This is a genomic window from Hymenobacter psychrophilus, from assembly GCF_900107135.1.
Classification (GTDB): Bacteria; Bacteroidota; Bacteroidia; order Cytophagales; family Hymenobacteraceae; genus Hymenobacter; species Hymenobacter psychrophilus.
Genome location: NZ_FNOV01000006.1, coordinates 172664 through 187736 on the forward strand (window position 1 = coordinate 172664; position 15073 = coordinate 187736).

Genomic DNA, 15073 nt, shown 5'->3' on the forward strand with positions numbered 1-15073 from the left:
GACCGTTCTGTCAGTAATCGTCCAGGTAGCTCCCTCAATCCATCATATCCGCCGAGCGGGGCGGGTTGTGGGCCTCGGGCCGCCAGCTGAGCGGGTAGTTTTCGTCCTCGTAGGCCAAGGCGGCTTCCGTCAGATAGAGGGGACGGAAGGTGTCGAGCATCACGGCCAGTTCGTGGGTTTCCTTTTTGCCGATGCTGGCCTCCACGGTACCGGGGTGCGGCCCGTGCGGGATGCCGCTGGGATGCCAGGTGAATGAGGCCAGATCGACCCCCCGGCGCGACATGAAGTTGCCCGCCACGTAGTACAGCACCTCGTCGGAATCGACGTTGGAATGGTTGTAGGGCGCCGGAATGGCCTGCGGGTGGTAGTCGAACAGCCGCGGCACGAAGGAGCAGATGACGAAGTTTTTGCCCTCGAACTGCTGGTGCACCGGCGGCGGCTGGTGAATGCGGCCGGTAATGGGCTCGAAGTCGTGGATGCTGGTGGCGTAGGGATAGAAATAGCCATCCCAGCCCACCACATCAAACGGCGAGTTGCCGTAGAAAAGTGAGTGCAGCTGCCCCTCTTTCTGCACCCGCACCTCGTACTCGCCCGACTCGCGTACATCGTCCTCAATCAGCTCGGAGGGCGTACGAAAGTCCCGCTCGCAGTAGGGCGCATGCTCCAGCAGCTGCCCGAAGTGGTTGCGGTAGCGCCGGCAGGTTTCCACGGGGCTGAACGACTCGATGATGAGCAGCCGTACCGGCCCCTCCTCGAAGTGCAGCTGATGAATAATCGTGCGCGGAATCACAAGGTAGTCGCCGGGCTCGAAGGCGAGCTTGCCCAGCTGGCTCCACAGCTCGCCACGGCCCTCGTGCACGAAAATCACCTCGTCGGCCAGCGCGTTTTTGTAGTAGTAATCCATGCGCTTCTCCGTGGGGTTGCACACGCTCATGGTCACGTCGGCGTTGCCGAGCAGGGTCTGGCGGGCTTCCAGGTAGTCGCCGCCGGTGCTGGTTTGGGCCAGCGTACGCAGGTGGGCCGGGGCCAGCGGCCGGTCTTTCAGCAGCTTGGGCGCGAAGGGCCGGGCGGCGCCCACGCGCCGGATTTCGGTGGGCGCATGGCGGTGATAAAGCAACGACGATACGCCGTGGAAACCCAGCGTACCCACCAGCTGCTCGTGGTAGAGCGAGCCATCGGGCTGGCGGAACTGGGTGTGTCGCTTGCGCGGAATCTGGCCTAAACGCTGATAAAAAGGCATAACGTATGAGCTTTTCGGGTGGGAACTACCGGTTCGTGAAGGTACAAAGTTTATTAGTTGCCGGTTGATGGTGCCAGGCCCTTGGCAGCCCTGGCGTCGTCAAGGGGCGGCTTACCTGAGCAACATCCGTGAACAAATTTCCCAACCAATACCTTTACTAGCCTTAACCGCTGCCCACTATGCTTTCATTTCTGTTGCCGCTGCTGGCGCTGTTCGTTTCCGCGCCCGACCCGGCCCCGAAACCGCGCAGCCGCTCCTTTCACTTCGACTACACGGCTACCGTGCCCGCAGCTCCGGCCGGCACTCGCACCATCGAGCTGTGGCTGCCCGTACCCCACGATGATAAGTCGCAGCAGGTAAGCGGATTAAAGGTTGCATCGCCGGTACCCTACGACATCCAGACGGGCGAGTACGGCAACCGCATCCTGCACCTGCGGGCCACGGGGGCGCAACTGCGGGGGTTCGAAGTAAAAATGAGCCTGGAGGCCACTCGGCGCGAGCACCTCAGCGTGCCCCAGACGGCCGGCATGCGCCCCACCCCCGAGAAGCCCGACCCCAACCTGAGCCGCTGGCTGGCCCCCGACAACCTCGTGCCGCTCGACCCTACCATCCGCCTCTGGGCCACGCAAGTCGTGACGAAAGCGGGGGCGAAAACCGACCTCGAAAAAGCCCGCGCCATCTATGAGCACGTGGTAAACACCGTTACGTACGATAAAACCGGCCAGGGCTGGGGCCGCGGCGACATTTACTACGCCTGCGACGCCCGCCGCGGCAACTGCACCGATTTCCACGCCGTGTTTATCGGCTACTGCCGGGCGCTGGGCATTCCGGCGCGCTTCAGCATCGGCTTCCCGCTACCGCCCGAGCGCGGCACGGCCGAAATAAAAGGCTACCACTGCTGGGCCGAATTCTTTACGCCCGAAACCGGCTGGGTGCCCATTGATGCCTCCGAAGCCGCTAAAAACCCGGCCCGCCGCAACTACTTCTTTGGGGCCCACGACGAAAACCGCCTCGAATTCAGCCGGGGCCGCGACCTGACCCTGGCTCCGCGCCAGCAGGGCCAGGCTCTCAACTACTTCGTGTACCCCTACGCCGAAGCCGACGGCCAGCCACTGGCCGGGGTAAACCACAGCTTCCGCTTCCAGGATAAGTAGGTTTTAGTGATTAGTGATTAGTGTTGAGTGGTTAGTGGAAGCACGTCATTCAGAGCGAAGCGAAGAATCTCGCGTGCAATGGTAACTCCTGACGTCAGGTTTACCTCAGCACGCGAGATTCTTCGCTTCGCTCTGAATGACGTGCTTTCACTAATCACTCAACACTAATCACTGAATGAAGCCCCTACTGCCCCGCTAGACCTAGTAGGGCAGTGTTGCCGGGCTCGCGCAGGGCGCTCAGGGCCTGTTGCATCTCGGCGTCGTCGTGGTTGAGGACGCGGAAGTAGGCGGCCTTACCGTAGGCGCTGCGGGCAATGTAGGCCTTGAGCTGGGTGCGCAGCAGCGGCGCGCAGCGGCGCAGGCCGGCCGCGTTGGCGGGCAGGCCGCTTTGCATGGCGCGGGTAGCCAGCAGTTGCAGCTGCACGTCGCTGATGCGGAACTGCTCGCCGAACTGCTCGAAGCGCAGCGCCTCCAGTTCTGCCTTGTGGTCCTGGTAATAGCTGAGGGCGAATTCGCGCACTAGGTTCAGGCTTTGCAGCCGCAGGTAGTAGCCCGACTGCGCCGAGGTGTCGCGGGCCACAAACAGGTCGGGCATGATGCCGCCGCCGCCGTACACCACCCGGCCCCGGGCCGTACGGTAGCGCAGCGAATCGGCGAAGTGAATGCTGTCGGCGTGGAAATACTCGCCGTTGCGGCCTCGCTTCTGCAACTCCTGCTCATACTCGGCCAGGCCCTTGCCGTACGATTTCTGAATGCTGCGGCCCGAGGGCGTGTAATAGCGGGCAATGGTGAGGCGCAGCTCCGAGCCGTCATTCAGGGCAATAGGCTGCTGCACCAGGCCTTTGCCGAAGGTGCGACGGCCCACCAGCAGGGCCCGGTCGTGGTCCTGCAGGGCACCGGCTAGCACTTCGGCGGCCGAGGCGCTGCCTTCGTCCACGAGCACTACCAGGTCGCCGTTCTCAAACTCGCCGGCTACCCGCGAGTATGTCTGGGTGTCGTACTGGTCGCCTTTGCCTTCGGTGTACACGATTTTTTTGGTGCCCCCAATGAACTCATCGGCAATTTTGGTGGCCCTATCGAGGTAGCCGCCGGGGTTGCCGCGCAAATCCAGTACGAGCCGCGTGAGGCCCTGGCGGCGCAGGTCGCCCAAAGCGGCCTTAAACTCGTCGTAGGTGCCGCTGGCGAACCGGCTGATTTTCAGGTAGCCCGTCTGGTTATCCACCATGTAAGCCACATCGACCGACGAGTTGGGGATGCGGTTACGGGTAACGGCCATGGTAATCGGGCGGGGCAGGCCCCGGCGCAGCAGCTGCAGCTGCACCCGGCTGCCGCGGGGGCCGCGCAGCTTGCCAAACAAATCCTGCATCGTAAAATGCACGCCCGATACGGCCTGCCCATCTACGGCCAGAATTCGGTCGCCGGGCTGCAGGCCAGCCAGCTCGGCGGGGCCTTCACTCAGCGGCGCCACCACCGTTACCGTATCGCGAAACAGGTTGAACTCGACCCCGATACCGTCGTAGTCGCTCTGCAAAAAGGACGATGCCTGCTGCTGCTGCTTGGCCGGAATAAACACCGAATGTGGGTCGAGGCGCTCCAGCATGCGGGTAATGGCATAATCCGACAGCTCCTCGGCATTCACCGAATCCACGTAGTCGCGGTCGATGTAGCTAAGAATTTCCTTGAACTTCAGGTAGCCCCGGGCCGTCAGGTCGGGGTTCTGGCTGGAGGGCCGGAACGGATTGGCCCCCAGCAGTACGCCGCAGGCCAGCACCAGGCCCAATAGCCAAGGCTGGCGCACCTGCCACCGCGAGTTGCGGGCCACGGGCTCCGTAACGGGCCGGAGGGGCTGCTTGGGCTGAAGGGGCATAAGGCTCTAAGCGAGTAGAGGTTCGGTCAATAAACGGAGAGTCGGTGGCTATCGGTTCTTCAAACATATTGAAACTTTTCTAAGAAAATGGGCCGCTACACAGCCATATATTCATTTTCCAATAAGTATCCAATTTTTTATAATCTGAAGATAATAAACGACTGTTTTTAGGCCTTTTATCCAACCTTTAGCCGGCGACAACGACTAGGCATCACAAAGGTTTTTATATAATTATAGATTGATCTGCTCTTTCGCTCAATCGGCTGGTTTCCTCGCCCAACCGAGGCTTTGCCCCCATCGCCGAAAACCGGTGTCGCTGGGGCATTCGGGCCGCAAGTCGTACCTTTGCCAGGCGGAGCCTGCCGGTTGGCCGGCCCGCCCAATACTCTTTTTTGATGCAATGGGGCGCGTTCTGGCCATTGATTATGGAAATAAGCGCGTGGGCCTGGCCATTACCGACCCGCTTCAGCTGATTGCTACCCCCCTGGCCACCATCCATAGCCAGGAGCTGCTGGCCTACCTGAAAGCATACCACCAGCGCGAGCCGCTGGAAGCGCTGGTGGTGGGTATGCCGCGTACGCTCAGCAACGAGCCCACCGACGCCACCAGCGCCGTAGTGGGCCTGGTGCGCCGGCTGCGCAAGGAATTTCCGCTGGTGCCGGTGCACGAAATCGACGAGCGGTTTACCTCCCGCATGGCCCACGCAGCCATGCTGGCCGGCGGGCTGGGCAAAAAAGACCGGCGCGACAAAGCCACCGTCGATCGGGTGGCGGCCACTATTATCCTTCAATCTTACCTCGAATCCCGATGATTTTCCCCATCGTTGCCTTCGGCGACCCGGTACTGAAAACCCTCGCCAAACCTTTGCCCGCCAACTTCCCGGCGGCCGAGCTGGAACTGCTGATTGCCAACATGTTTGAAACCATGTACCACGCCCATGGGGTGGGCCTGGCGGCCCCGCAGGTGGGCAAAAGCATCCGCCTGTTCGTTATCGACTCGACGCCCATGCTCGATGAGGATGAGGACGGCAACCCCATTGTCGATGAGCCTACTGCGGCCCCCGTTAAGCGGACCTTCATCAACCCCCAGATGCTGAGCGAAACCGGCGAACCGTGGGCGTTCGAGGAGGGCTGCCTGAGCATTCCCGGCATTCGGGAGCGGGTAACGCGCTGCCCGGTTATCCGGCTGCGCTACGAAGATGAGCAACGCCAGACGCACGAGGAAACCTTCTCGGGCCTCACCGCCCGCGTTATTCAGCACGAGTACGACCACTTGGAGGGCGTGCTGTTCACCGATTACACCTCGGGCCTGCGCAAGCAGCTGCTCAAGGGTAAGCTCGCCCGCATCAGCAAGGGCGACGTAGATGCCGACTACCGCATGCGGTTCGCCGCCCCGGCCGGTGGCCGCCGGTAGGTGAGTTGAGGTGAAGGATGAGGGACAGAGCAGAATACTTTGGTCCTCATCCTTTATCCCAACTTACCGTTTCAGCCGGTACACGCCTTTGGTGCTGGTGGGCTCGTAGCGGCCGAAAACGTACGGGAGTTTATAGCGCAGTTCGGGCAGCAGGTTGCGCTGGTCGATGAGGTACTGGGGCGGATTGGAGCCGAGGCTGCGGGCGAGCCGGAACACGGCGGCGTACTCGTCGAGGTGGCCGAAGTCAACCTGGGCCAGCCGCCAGTCGAGGTAGGGCGAGGCGAGGCGGTTTTGGGCATAGGGGCGCAGGCCGGGCCCCAGCACCAGCAGGCGCTGCCCCTGCAAAAAGTTGGTGCGCGGGTCGGGCTGCACGGCGTAGCGGGTTTCGAGGGGCAGTTGCAGGGCATTTTCGAGGAAGAAAACGGCCCGGTAGCGCACCAGCAGCACCGCCCCCAACAGCAGCAGCAGCCCCACTTCGGGCACCCAGGCCCGGGCCGTTTTCTGCCACAGATACAGGCTGAAGTACGCCACCGGAGGCAGCAGCAGCGCGGCCGTACCCGGCGCTACGCCGCGGCCGGCCACCACAATAGCGGCCGCTACCAGCACCCACACCAGCATCAGCTGCTGAAATTTCACCTGAAACACGAGCCCCGGCGGTTTGATGAGACTGCGCAACAGGCCCAGCGCCAGCACCAGCCCCGGCAGGGCCAGCAGCCGCAGCTGCACGGGTAGCGGCAGCCCATCAGTACCCGCTACTAGGCCGCTGAGCGTGGGCCGCAGATGAAACTGCACGAAGCCCGGCAGCGAATCGGTGTAGAGAAAAAACGTGGCCACCACCGCGTACGGAAACAGGAAGCCGCACAGTAGCAGCAGAAAACTCCGGAACGAGTTGGCCGCGAAGATGATAACGGCAAACAGGCCCAGCAGCAGAAACAGCGCCAGCGGCAGGTAGCACAGCGCTGCCACGCCAATCAGGAAGCCGGCCCGAAACAGGCGGCGGTTGTCGTAGCCCTCGCGCGAGGTGGGCAGCAGGGCGCTGAAGCCGGCAATCAGAAACGTGTGGCCCAGCAGCAACGGCGAGAGGATGTCGAGCTCGGTGCTGACGGAGCCCACCAGCAGGTACGTCAGCGCCGCCAAATAGCCGCGCTCGGGCAGCACATCGGCCCGGTTGAGCACGAAATTGAAGCGGATGGCCTGAAACGCAAGCAGCGCCAGGGCCAGCAGCCGGTACAGCCACAGCGGCCGGCTGCCCACCAGCTCCAGCAGTCCGGCCAGGGCGGCGGCCAGCGGCGCGGTGCTGTCGTACAGGTCGCGGTAGAGGCGCACGCCTTCGCCCAGCCGCTCGCCCAGCAGCATTTCGCGCAGCTCGACGGGCATCAGCGGCAGGCCCCACCAGAGCAGCGGCAGGCGCAGCGCCAGCACGAGCAGCAACAGCCCAAACAGGCGGGTGGGCAGGGAGCTTTTGAAAAACTGAAGCAAGTGAAGTTTGGGGGTATGGAAGGAAGGCCTGGGACGACGCGCCAGGCAAATATACGGGCCTTAAGGGTGGCTTGAAGCGGCCGACTTCAGCCGCCGTATCTTTCCCTGCTCCCCAAAAATACCAGCCGCCAAGAGTTTTAGACCCTCCGACTCCAGCCAAGACCTCAGACCCTCTTATCTTTGTTGCCTCTTATGGAAAGCAAACGACAACAAAAAGTAGCCAGCCTGCTCCAGCAGGAGTTGGCGGCCGTATTTCAGCGCGACCTGCCCCACCTGTTCCCCGGCCTACCCCCGGGCATCAACCTGGTGCGCGTATCGCCCGATCTGGGCGTGGCCCGCGTGTACCTGAGCGTGCTCAGTATTGGCAGCGTGGCCGACAAAGCCAGCAAGGGCGAGGCGCAGATGCAGCTGGTGCAGGATACCAGCAAGGAAATCCGGCAGGCGCTGGCCAAGCGAATTCGGCGCCAGCTGCGCATTGTGCCCGAACTGGTGTTCTTCCTCGACGACTCGGCCGCCTACGCTGCCCAGATGGACCGCGTGTTCGGCGACCTGGAAATTCCGCCCGCCCCCACCGAGCCCACGCCCGGCGAAGCCACCGACGCGGCTACCAGCATCGGCAAGCGCCCACGCCTGTTCGGGGGCTCGGAGGAGTAATGAGTGAATGAGTGACTCGGTGAATGAGTGAGTAAGTGAACGGGAACTGCCCCTTACCGAAAAGCTCAGCCACCAGGGCCCTCAGCTGTACCCTCCCTCACTCACCGACTCACGCATTCACGCATTCGATTTTGCATTACGACCCGATTAAGAAGTCGCTCGGCGACGTGTTCAACCGTACTCCCTGGCTGCGGCGGCTCTTTTATCATCTGCTCGATCTGTTGCTGCTCCGGACCTGGCACGTGCACCGCGAGCTGCGCGCCTGGAGCAAGGGCCGCACCCAGGAGCCGCTGACCATTCTGGACGCTGGCTCGGGCTACGGCCAGTACACGTACTGGCTGGCGGGCCAGAGTCCGAAATGGGAGATTCTGGCCGTCGATGTAAAGGAGGAGCAGGTGGCCGATTCCAACCGCTTCTTCCGCGAGATTGGCCGTACCAACGCCCAGTTTGCCGTGCAGGACCTGGTGCTCTACCAGCAGCCCAACACCTTCGACCTAGCCTTGTCGGTGGATGTGATGGAGCACATTCTGGAGGACGTGGAGGTGTTCAAAAACATCCACGCCTCGCTCAAAGACGGCGGCATGCTGCTCATTTCCACCCCCAGCGACCAGGGGGGCTCCGACGTGCATTCCGACGGCGAAACCAGCTTTATCGAGGAGCACGTGCGCGATGGCTACAACATCCACGAGATTCAGCAGAAGCTGCGCACGGCCGGTTTCGAGCGCATCGAGGCGCAGTACAGCTACGGCGAGCCGGGCCAGATTTCGTGGCGCCTGAGCATGAAATACCCGATTCAGATGCTGGGTGCGTCGAAATGGTTCTTTTTGCTGCTGCCCTTCTACTACCTGGTCACGTTCCCTTTCTGCCTGCTACTGAACTGGCTCGACGCCAACACCAAGCACGAGTCGGGCACCGGCCTTATTGTAAAGGCCTGGAAATAGACCTTTCCGGCTCAACGGCGTATCTTGGCTGCGGAACCCGCTGCCTTTTTACCCTTTCACTCCGCCCTGCCCCGGCCCGCCCCGCACGTGAACGTACCCTTGCTCATTGCCCGGCGTTATTTTTCCTCCAAGAAAAAGCGCAATATCATTTCCATCATCTCCAACATTTCGATGGTGGGGGTGGCGGTGGGCACCACGGCGCTGATTATTGTGCTTTCCGTTTTCAACGGCCTCGAAGACCTGGTGCGCAGCCTCTACGGCAAATCCGACCCCGATCTGGTGGTGACGGCCGTGCAAGGCAAATCGTTCGAGCTGACGGCCCCGCTGCTGGTGCGGGTGAAGCGCACCCCCGGCGTGCGGCTGGTAACCGAGGTGATTGAGGACAACGCCCTGCTGCAGTACCGCGACCGGCAAATGGTGGTAAAGATGAAAGGGGTATCAGATAACTACCACTACCAGAGCAACATCGATTCGGCCATCGTGGACGGCAGCTCGGGCCTGCAGCGCGAGGGTCGCGACTACGCCCTACTGGGGGCCGGCGTGCAGCACGAGCTCAGCATCGCCCTCGACAACCGCTTTGCGCCCATGCGCCTGCTCTACCCCAAGGCCGGCAAATTCAAGGTTTCCATGGACCCCGACGCCTACTTCACCCAGAAAAATATTCTGGCCGGAGGCGTTTTTCTCATTGAGCAGCGCATCGATGACAGCTACATTTTTGTGCCCCTGGAGTTCGCCCGCGACCTGCTGGGCTACGGCACCCGCCGCACGGGGCTGGAGGTGAAGGTGAAAGCCGGCCAGGACATTGAAAGCGTGCAGAAGGCGCTGCGCGAGCGGCTCGGTCCCACCTTTAAAGTGCTCAACTCTGATGAGCAGCATGTGTCGCTGCTCAAGGCCATCAAGGTAGAGAAGATGTTCGTCTTCATCACCTTCGCCTTCATTCTGCTCATTGCCAGCATCAACATCTTCTTCTCGCTCTCGATGCTGGTTATCGACAAGAAGAAGGACATGGCCGTGCTCATGGCCATGGGCGCCGACCAGCGGACGATTCGCAACATCTTCCTGTTCGAGGGCGCCATTGTGGCCCAGGTGGGGGCAATTACCGGCTTGGTGATAGGCATAAGCATCTGCTGGCTACAGCAGACGTTCCATATCGTGAGTATGGGCATGGCTACGAGCGTGGTGGATGCTTACCCGGTGAAGATGCAGCTCTCCGACATCGTGCTCACCGGCATTGCCATCGTCTTCATTACCATTAGCGTATCCATCCGGCCGGCCCTGAACGCCTCCCGTCTCGATGTGCGCGACAATCTGTAGCGGCCGGCCAACCGGGCGCTACAGGAGGCTATTTTGCGGGGCGGCAATAAAAGATAACGGCTTTTAGTCAGCTTATTGTACTGTCGACCTTTCTTATTCATTAAAATTACCCTATTTAGCGGGCTGTCTTTGTTTAATTGCCCCTATTAAGCCCGACCATGAAGGTCTCGACTACTGAGCCGTTTCAGATTGTTTATTCGCTGCTGGAGCATGAGTATCTGGGGTATTTATTCGAGTCGTACGTGGTGCAGCGCAACGAGCGGGGGCAGCTGACGCTGCTGCACCAGACTGTATCGACCCGGAACGCGGCCGAGTTCGGGGCGGGCCTCGACGCCACCGATTTCGAGTTGATAGCCCTCACCGACCAGATAAGCCAGGACGCGGTTATCAAGGAGTTCTGGCCCCGAAAGAAGACGACGGCGGCCGATTTCTTCCTGAAGATTTACGACCCCGAGAAGGGCGACAAGGTGCTGCAGGAGGCCATCTGCCGCTACGTGCAGGAGCGCCTGGGCCAGATTCTGGCGCGGCTGGCGGGCAAGTGCGTATTTATTATGGGCCGCGACGGCGAGCCAACCTGGCGCGAGATTGCGCTGGCCCCGGAACCGGCCTCGGTGCTGTTTCACTTCCGGCGCAACGAGGAGAATACACACTACTTCCCTACCATTCAGTACCAGGGCCAGAAGCTCGATTTTCAGTATAAAAACGCGGTGATAGTGTGCGAGCAGCCGGCCTGGCTGCTGATTGGCGACGTGCTGCACAACTTCCGCAACGAGGTGGATGGCAAAAAGCTCAAGCCCTTCCTCAACAAGAAATTCATCGTTATTCCGCGCCAGGTCGAAGACAGCTACTTCCACAAGTTCGTGGCCCCGCTGGTCGAGTCGTTCGATGTGCACGCCCGCGGCTTCGACATTCGCTCGGAGCGTTACGTAGCCCGGCCCCAGCTCACGTTTTCCGATGCGCCGGCCCCCACCGCGGCCCTTGCTGCGGCCGTTGCGCCGGCCCCACGCCCGGGCCGGCGCGCGGCCGGCGCAACGGCTGCCGTTGCCGTGCCCGCTGCCAACCACATCCACTTTGACCTGAGCTTTCGCTACGGCCCCCACACCATCCCTTCCGACCACGACAAGCGCGTGTGCGTGAAGCTGGAAAAGCAGGCCGACAGCTACGTATTCCACCGCCTTATCCGCGACCTTGACCAGGAGCAGGAGATAGTGCGCGAGCTGCAGGCCCGGGCCCTGCAGGTGCAGGACGGGCGCGCTATGCTCGAAAAGGCCACTGCCTTCCGTTGGCTCCACGACCACACCGACGAGCTAACCCAGCGCGGCTTCACGGTAAAACAGGGCCGCTCCTCGGGCAAGGACTACTTTATCGGCTCCGTGTCGGTGGAAGTGGGCATCACCGAAACCAACGACTGGTTCGATGTGCACGGCGTGGTGCGCTTTGGCGAGTTCGAGATTCCGTTTATCAAGCTGCGGCCCTACATTCTCAATAAGCGGCCCGAGTTCCGGCTGCCCAACGGCCAGATTGCCATCATTCCGGAGGAGTGGTTTGCGCAGTACCTGGAGCTGTTTGCCTTCGCCGAGGAGCACAACGAGGGCCTGAGTTTGCGCAAGCACCACGTGTCGCTGGTAGCCGATTTGCAGAGCGGCAACTTGGCCACCGTGCTTATGAGCCGCAAGCTGGAGCAGCTGCGCGAGTTCGAAGCCGTGGCCGAGCAGCCCATGCCCACCACGTTCCGCGGCGAGCTACGCCCCTACCAGAAGGCCGGCTACGACTGGCTCCACTTCGTGCAGAACTACCAGTTTGGCGGCTGCCTGGCCGACGATATGGGGCTTGGCAAGACGATCCAGGCGCTGGCGTTGCTGCTGCAGCGCAAGGAGACGGGGGCGGCCAACGGGGCGGCCTCGCTGCTGGTAATGCCAACTTCGCTGGTGTATAACTGGATGAGTGAGGCCTTTAAGTTTGCGCCCGGTTTGCGGCTGCTCATCTACACCGGCACTTACCGCGAGAAAAACGTAGCCCAGTTTGCCGACTACGATGTGGTGCTGACCAGCTACGGCATCGTGCGCCTCGACATTGAGCTGCTCAAAACCTACCAGTTCGACTACGTGATTCTGGATGAGTCGCAGGCCATCAAGAACCCCGGCTCGACTACCTCGCAGGCCGTGCGCCAGCTGCCGGCCCGTCACCGCCTGATTCTGACCGGCACGCCCGTCGAGAACAGCACCATGGATTTGTGGTCGCAGATGTCGTTTATCAACCCTGGTTTGCTGGGCACCCAGGCGTTTTTCCGCAAGGAATTCCTCAAGCCCATCGAAAAGCACCAGGACGAGGACAAGCGCCGCCGGCTGCACGCGCTCATCAAGCCCTTTATTCTGCGCCGCCACAAAGCCCAGGTGGCCACCGAGCTGCCCGCCAAGATTGAGAACCTGAACTACTGCGCCATGACCGACGAGCAGGCGCAGTTCTACGAGGAAACCAAAAGCCACTACCGCAACCTTATTCTGCAGAATCTGGAGGAAACCGGCTCGGCCAACACCCAGTTTGTGCTGCTGCAGGGCCTTACCAAGCTGCGCCTGATTGCCAACCACCCCCGCCTGGCCGATCCGGCGTACGCCCACGAGTCGGGCAAGCTGCGCGAGGTGGTCCGGATGATAAAGAACGTGGCGGCCGAAGGCCACAAGGTTCTCGTGTTCAGCCAGTTTGTAAAGCACCTGGACTTGGTACGCACCGCCCTGGACGAGCGGCAGTTGGCCTACGCCTACCTCGATGGCAACACCCGCGACCGGCACAAGGAAGTCACCCGCTTCCAGGAAACGCCCGAGCTGCGCGTGTTTCTGATCAGCCTGAAAGCGGGCGGCGTGGGCCTCAACCTCACGGCCGCCGACTACGTGTTCCTGCTCGACCCCTGGTGGAACCCGGCCGTGGAGGCCCAGGCAGTAGACCGCGCCCACCGCATCGGCCAGCAGCGCACGGTGTTCACCTACAAGTTCATCACCCGCGGCACCGTCGAGGAGAAAATCCTGGCCCTGCAGCGCAAGAAAATCCAGCTCGTGACGGATTTAATCTCTACCGACGAAGCCATCATCAAGAACCTGACGAAGGAAGATATCGAGGAGCTGCTGGGTTGAGAAGATGAAGGAGTGAGCCACTCATTCGCAGTCCCTATAGTCTCATCGAAACCAGTATACATTGCTACTATGGGCTTATTTGATGCACCCGCGCCAGTTGGCGTCGAGATTAAGGGCCACGCGCTGCGGTGCGTTATCTGCGGCCACAACCGGTTTCACCGCCATAAAATAAAGCTCGACCGCGCCGGCCTGTTCACCTCCGACTGGTCGGACCCAATGGCCGTGAGTTACGAGTGCGCCAACTGCGCCTACCTGCACTGGTTTATGCCGCAGTAGGCAGGGCCAACGTTCCCCTGCCTCATCCAGTCCGCAAGCGAATAGCCTACAGCACCGGCCGCTTCCCAAACCACGGCCGGGCCTGCTCCAGCTGGCCGGCCACGCGAAACAGCACGTCCTCGGCCCCCATTGGAGCCACGAACTGTACGCCGCAGGGGAGGCCCTCGGCGGTCCAGTGCAGGGGCACCGACATGGCGGGCTGGCCCGTGAGGTTGACGAACTGGGTGTAAGGTGTCTTTTCCAGGCTCTGCTCGGCCAATTGCTCCACCAGTCCCGAACGGCGCATGAGGCTACCCAGTCCGAAGGTGTTCACCAGTTTTAGCAGCAGCTGCTCGGTGGGCTTGGGCTGCAGCTCGCCAATGCGTACCGGGGGCACGGCCAGCGTGGGCGTGAGCAGCAAGTCGTACGTCTGGTGGAAGCGGCCGAGGCTGCGGGCGCAGTCGTTCCAGGAGTGGCGGGCGGCGGCAAAGTCGGCGGCCGAGTAGGTGCGGCCCAGCAGACCCAGCAGCCAGGTGGTGGGCTCCACATCGGCGGGGCGGGCGGGGCGGCCCAGGTGCTGGGCCAGGGCCGCAATATTGGCCCCGGTTTCGCCGAAGTACAGCATCAGAAACGCCCGCGCCACGGCTTGGCCATCGAATGGCAGCGGCACTTCCTCCACAGTATGGCCCAGGCTTTCGAGCAACGCGGCGGCCTCGCGCACGGCGGTAGCACATTCGGGGTGCAGGGGTTTACCCAGCGGGTGGCCCAGGCTGAAACCGATGCGCAACCGGCCCGGCTCGCGGTTCACTTCTTCCAGATACGGCCGCGCCGGGTTGGGCAGGAAGTAGGGCGCACCGGCATCGGGGCCGGCGGTAGCATCGAGCAGGGCCGCGCTGTCGCGCACCGAGCGGCTGAGCACGTGCTCCACGGCCGCGCCCTGCCACTTCTCGCCCTGCTCGGGGCCGGTAGGGTTGCGGCCCCGGCTGGGCTTGAGGCCGAACAGCCCGCAGCAGGCCGCCGGAATCCGGATGGAGCCGCCCCCGTCGCCGGCCCCGGCTACCGGAGCTATGCCGGCCGCCACGGCCGCCGCCGCCCCGCCGCTGGAGCCGCCGGGCGTGTAGTCGAGGTTCCAGGGGTTGCGGCAGGCCCCGAACAACGTCGGCTCGGTTACGCCCATGAGCGCGAATTCGGGGGTGTTGGTTTTACCCAGCACGTTGAGGCCCGCCACCTGCCAGCGCCGCACCAGCTCGGCATCCTGCGCCGGCACGAAGCCCCGCAATGCCCGGCTCCCGGAGCTGTGCGGCACGCCCGCATACTGGGCCCCGAAATCCTTGAGCAGAAACGGCACGCCCCCAAAAGGCCCCGCCGGCAGCCCCGCCACGGCACGCTCCTGCGCGGCCTCGTAGAGCGGCAGCACGACGGCATTGAGGCGCGGGTTGACGGCCTGAGCGCGGGCCACGGCGGCGGCGCATAACTCGGCGGCCGTGAGTTGGCCCCGGCGCACGAGGTCGGCCTGGGCGAGGCCATCGAGTTGGTCGTATTCGGCGAAGGTCATGGGTGGGCTTGTTATTAGGAAGGTTAATCCTATGCAGTTCGGGCCTACCAGATAGCATGTGCATGCATCCGAT

12 protein-coding genes are annotated in these 15073 nt (G+C 62.4%); 8 read left to right on the plus strand and 4 right to left on the minus strand.

Annotated elements, in window-relative coordinates; translation table 11 throughout:
* Positions 1-34: 34 nt before the first annotated feature.
* Positions 35-1240: a homogentisate 1,2-dioxygenase gene (locus tag BLW21_RS10730; RefSeq protein ID WP_092739839.1), complete on the minus strand. Its 1206-nt coding sequence runs from the start codon at positions 1238-1240 to the stop codon at positions 35-37.
* Between the two features lie 179 nt (positions 1241-1419).
* On the opposite strand from BLW21_RS10730, the gene BLW21_RS10735 reads away from it, so the two are divergent.
* Positions 1420-2394: a transglutaminase-like domain-containing protein gene (locus BLW21_RS10735; protein WP_092739841.1), complete on the plus strand. Its 975-nt coding sequence runs from the start codon at positions 1420-1422 to the stop codon at positions 2392-2394.
* A 184-nt stretch (positions 2395-2578) separates the two neighbouring features.
* On the opposite strand, the gene BLW21_RS10740 is transcribed toward BLW21_RS10735, so the two are convergent.
* The gene (locus BLW21_RS10740) at positions 2579-4261 is read right to left on the minus strand and encodes a S41 family peptidase (protein WP_092739843.1); all 1683 of its coding nucleotides are present in this window, start codon (positions 4259-4261) and stop codon (positions 2579-2581) included.
* 400 nt (positions 4262-4661) lie between these two features.
* Here BLW21_RS10740 and ruvX point away from each other — a divergent pair, with 400 nt between their 5' ends.
* Together ruvX and def are read left to right on the plus strand one after the other, a co-directional pair.
* Entirely contained in the window at positions 4662-5072 is a 411-nt protein-coding gene (ruvX, locus tag BLW21_RS10745) for a Holliday junction resolvase RuvX (protein ID WP_092739845.1), read from the plus strand.
* Entirely contained in the window at positions 5069-5674 is a 606-nt protein-coding gene (gene def, locus BLW21_RS10750; RefSeq protein ID WP_092739847.1) for a peptide deformylase, read from the plus strand. The genes ruvX and def overlap by 4 nt, the downstream gene beginning before the upstream one ends.
* Before the next feature lie 63 nt (positions 5675-5737).
* Here def and BLW21_RS10755 read toward each other — a convergent pair whose 3' ends face one another.
* Entirely contained in the window at positions 5738-7153 is a 1416-nt protein-coding gene (locus BLW21_RS10755) for a hypothetical protein (protein WP_092739849.1), read from the minus strand.
* 192 nt (positions 7154-7345) lie between these two features.
* On the opposite strand from BLW21_RS10755, the gene BLW21_RS10760 reads away from it, so the two are divergent.
* The 5 genes from BLW21_RS10760 (at position 7346) to BLW21_RS10780 (ending at position 13466) form a co-directional block, all read left to right on the plus strand.
* Complete coding sequence (locus BLW21_RS10760) at positions 7346-7807, plus strand: ribosome-binding factor A (protein WP_092739851.1); 462 nt, start codon at positions 7346-7348, stop codon at positions 7805-7807.
* Between the two features lie 131 nt (positions 7808-7938).
* A complete protein-coding gene (locus BLW21_RS10765) occupies positions 7939-8748 on the plus strand; it encodes a class I SAM-dependent methyltransferase (RefSeq protein ID WP_092739853.1) in 810 nt (269 codons plus the stop codon).
* 24 nt (positions 8749-8772) lie between these two features.
* Positions 8773-10062: an FtsX-like permease family protein gene (locus BLW21_RS10770; RefSeq protein ID WP_317040230.1), complete on the plus strand. Its 1290-nt coding sequence runs from the start codon at positions 8773-8775 to the stop codon at positions 10060-10062.
* Positions 10063-10220: 158 nt separating this feature from the next.
* On the plus strand, positions 10221-13190 hold the full coding sequence (locus BLW21_RS10775) for a DEAD/DEAH box helicase (protein ID WP_092739855.1): 2970 nt from the start codon (positions 10221-10223) through the stop codon (positions 13188-13190).
* A gap of 69 nt (positions 13191-13259) precedes the next feature.
* Positions 13260-13466 (plus strand): hypothetical protein, encoded by a 207-nt coding sequence (locus BLW21_RS10780; protein ID WP_092739857.1) that lies wholly within the window; start codon positions 13260-13262, stop codon positions 13464-13466.
* A gap of 46 nt (positions 13467-13512) precedes the next feature.
* On the opposite strand, the gene BLW21_RS10785 is transcribed toward BLW21_RS10780, so the two are convergent.
* Positions 13513-15000 (minus strand): amidase, encoded by a 1488-nt coding sequence (locus BLW21_RS10785; protein ID WP_092739859.1) that lies wholly within the window; start codon positions 14998-15000, stop codon positions 13513-13515.
* Positions 15001-15073 lie beyond the last annotated feature (73 nt).

Bases quoted from the DNA above. Each gene is read 5' to 3' on its own strand.
- BLW21_RS10730 (WP_092739839.1), bottom strand. From the start codon at position 1,240: ATGCCTTTTTATCAGCGTTTAGGCCAGATTCCGCGCAAGCGACACACC.
- BLW21_RS10735 (WP_092739841.1), top strand. From the start codon at position 1,420: ATGCTTTCATTTCTGTTGCCGCTGCTGGCGCTGTTCGTTTCCGCGCCC.
- BLW21_RS10740 (WP_092739843.1), bottom strand. From the start codon at position 4,261: ATGCCCCTTCAGCCCAAGCAGCCCCTCCGGCCCGTTACGGAGCCCGTG.
- ruvX (WP_092739845.1), top strand. From the start codon at position 4,662: ATGGGGCGCGTTCTGGCCATTGATTATGGAAATAAGCGCGTGGGCCTG.
- def (WP_092739847.1), top strand. From the start codon at position 5,069: ATGATTTTCCCCATCGTTGCCTTCGGCGACCCGGTACTGAAAACCCTC.
- BLW21_RS10760 (WP_092739851.1), top strand. From the start codon at position 7,346: ATGGAAAGCAAACGACAACAAAAAGTAGCCAGCCTGCTCCAGCAGGAG.
- BLW21_RS10775 (WP_092739855.1), top strand. From the start codon at position 10,221: ATGAAGGTCTCGACTACTGAGCCGTTTCAGATTGTTTATTCGCTGCTG.
- BLW21_RS10780 (WP_092739857.1), top strand. From the start codon at position 13,260: ATGGGCTTATTTGATGCACCCGCGCCAGTTGGCGTCGAGATTAAGGGC.
- BLW21_RS10785 (WP_092739859.1), bottom strand. From the start codon at position 15,000: ATGACCTTCGCCGAATACGACCAACTCGATGGCCTCGCCCAGGCCGAC.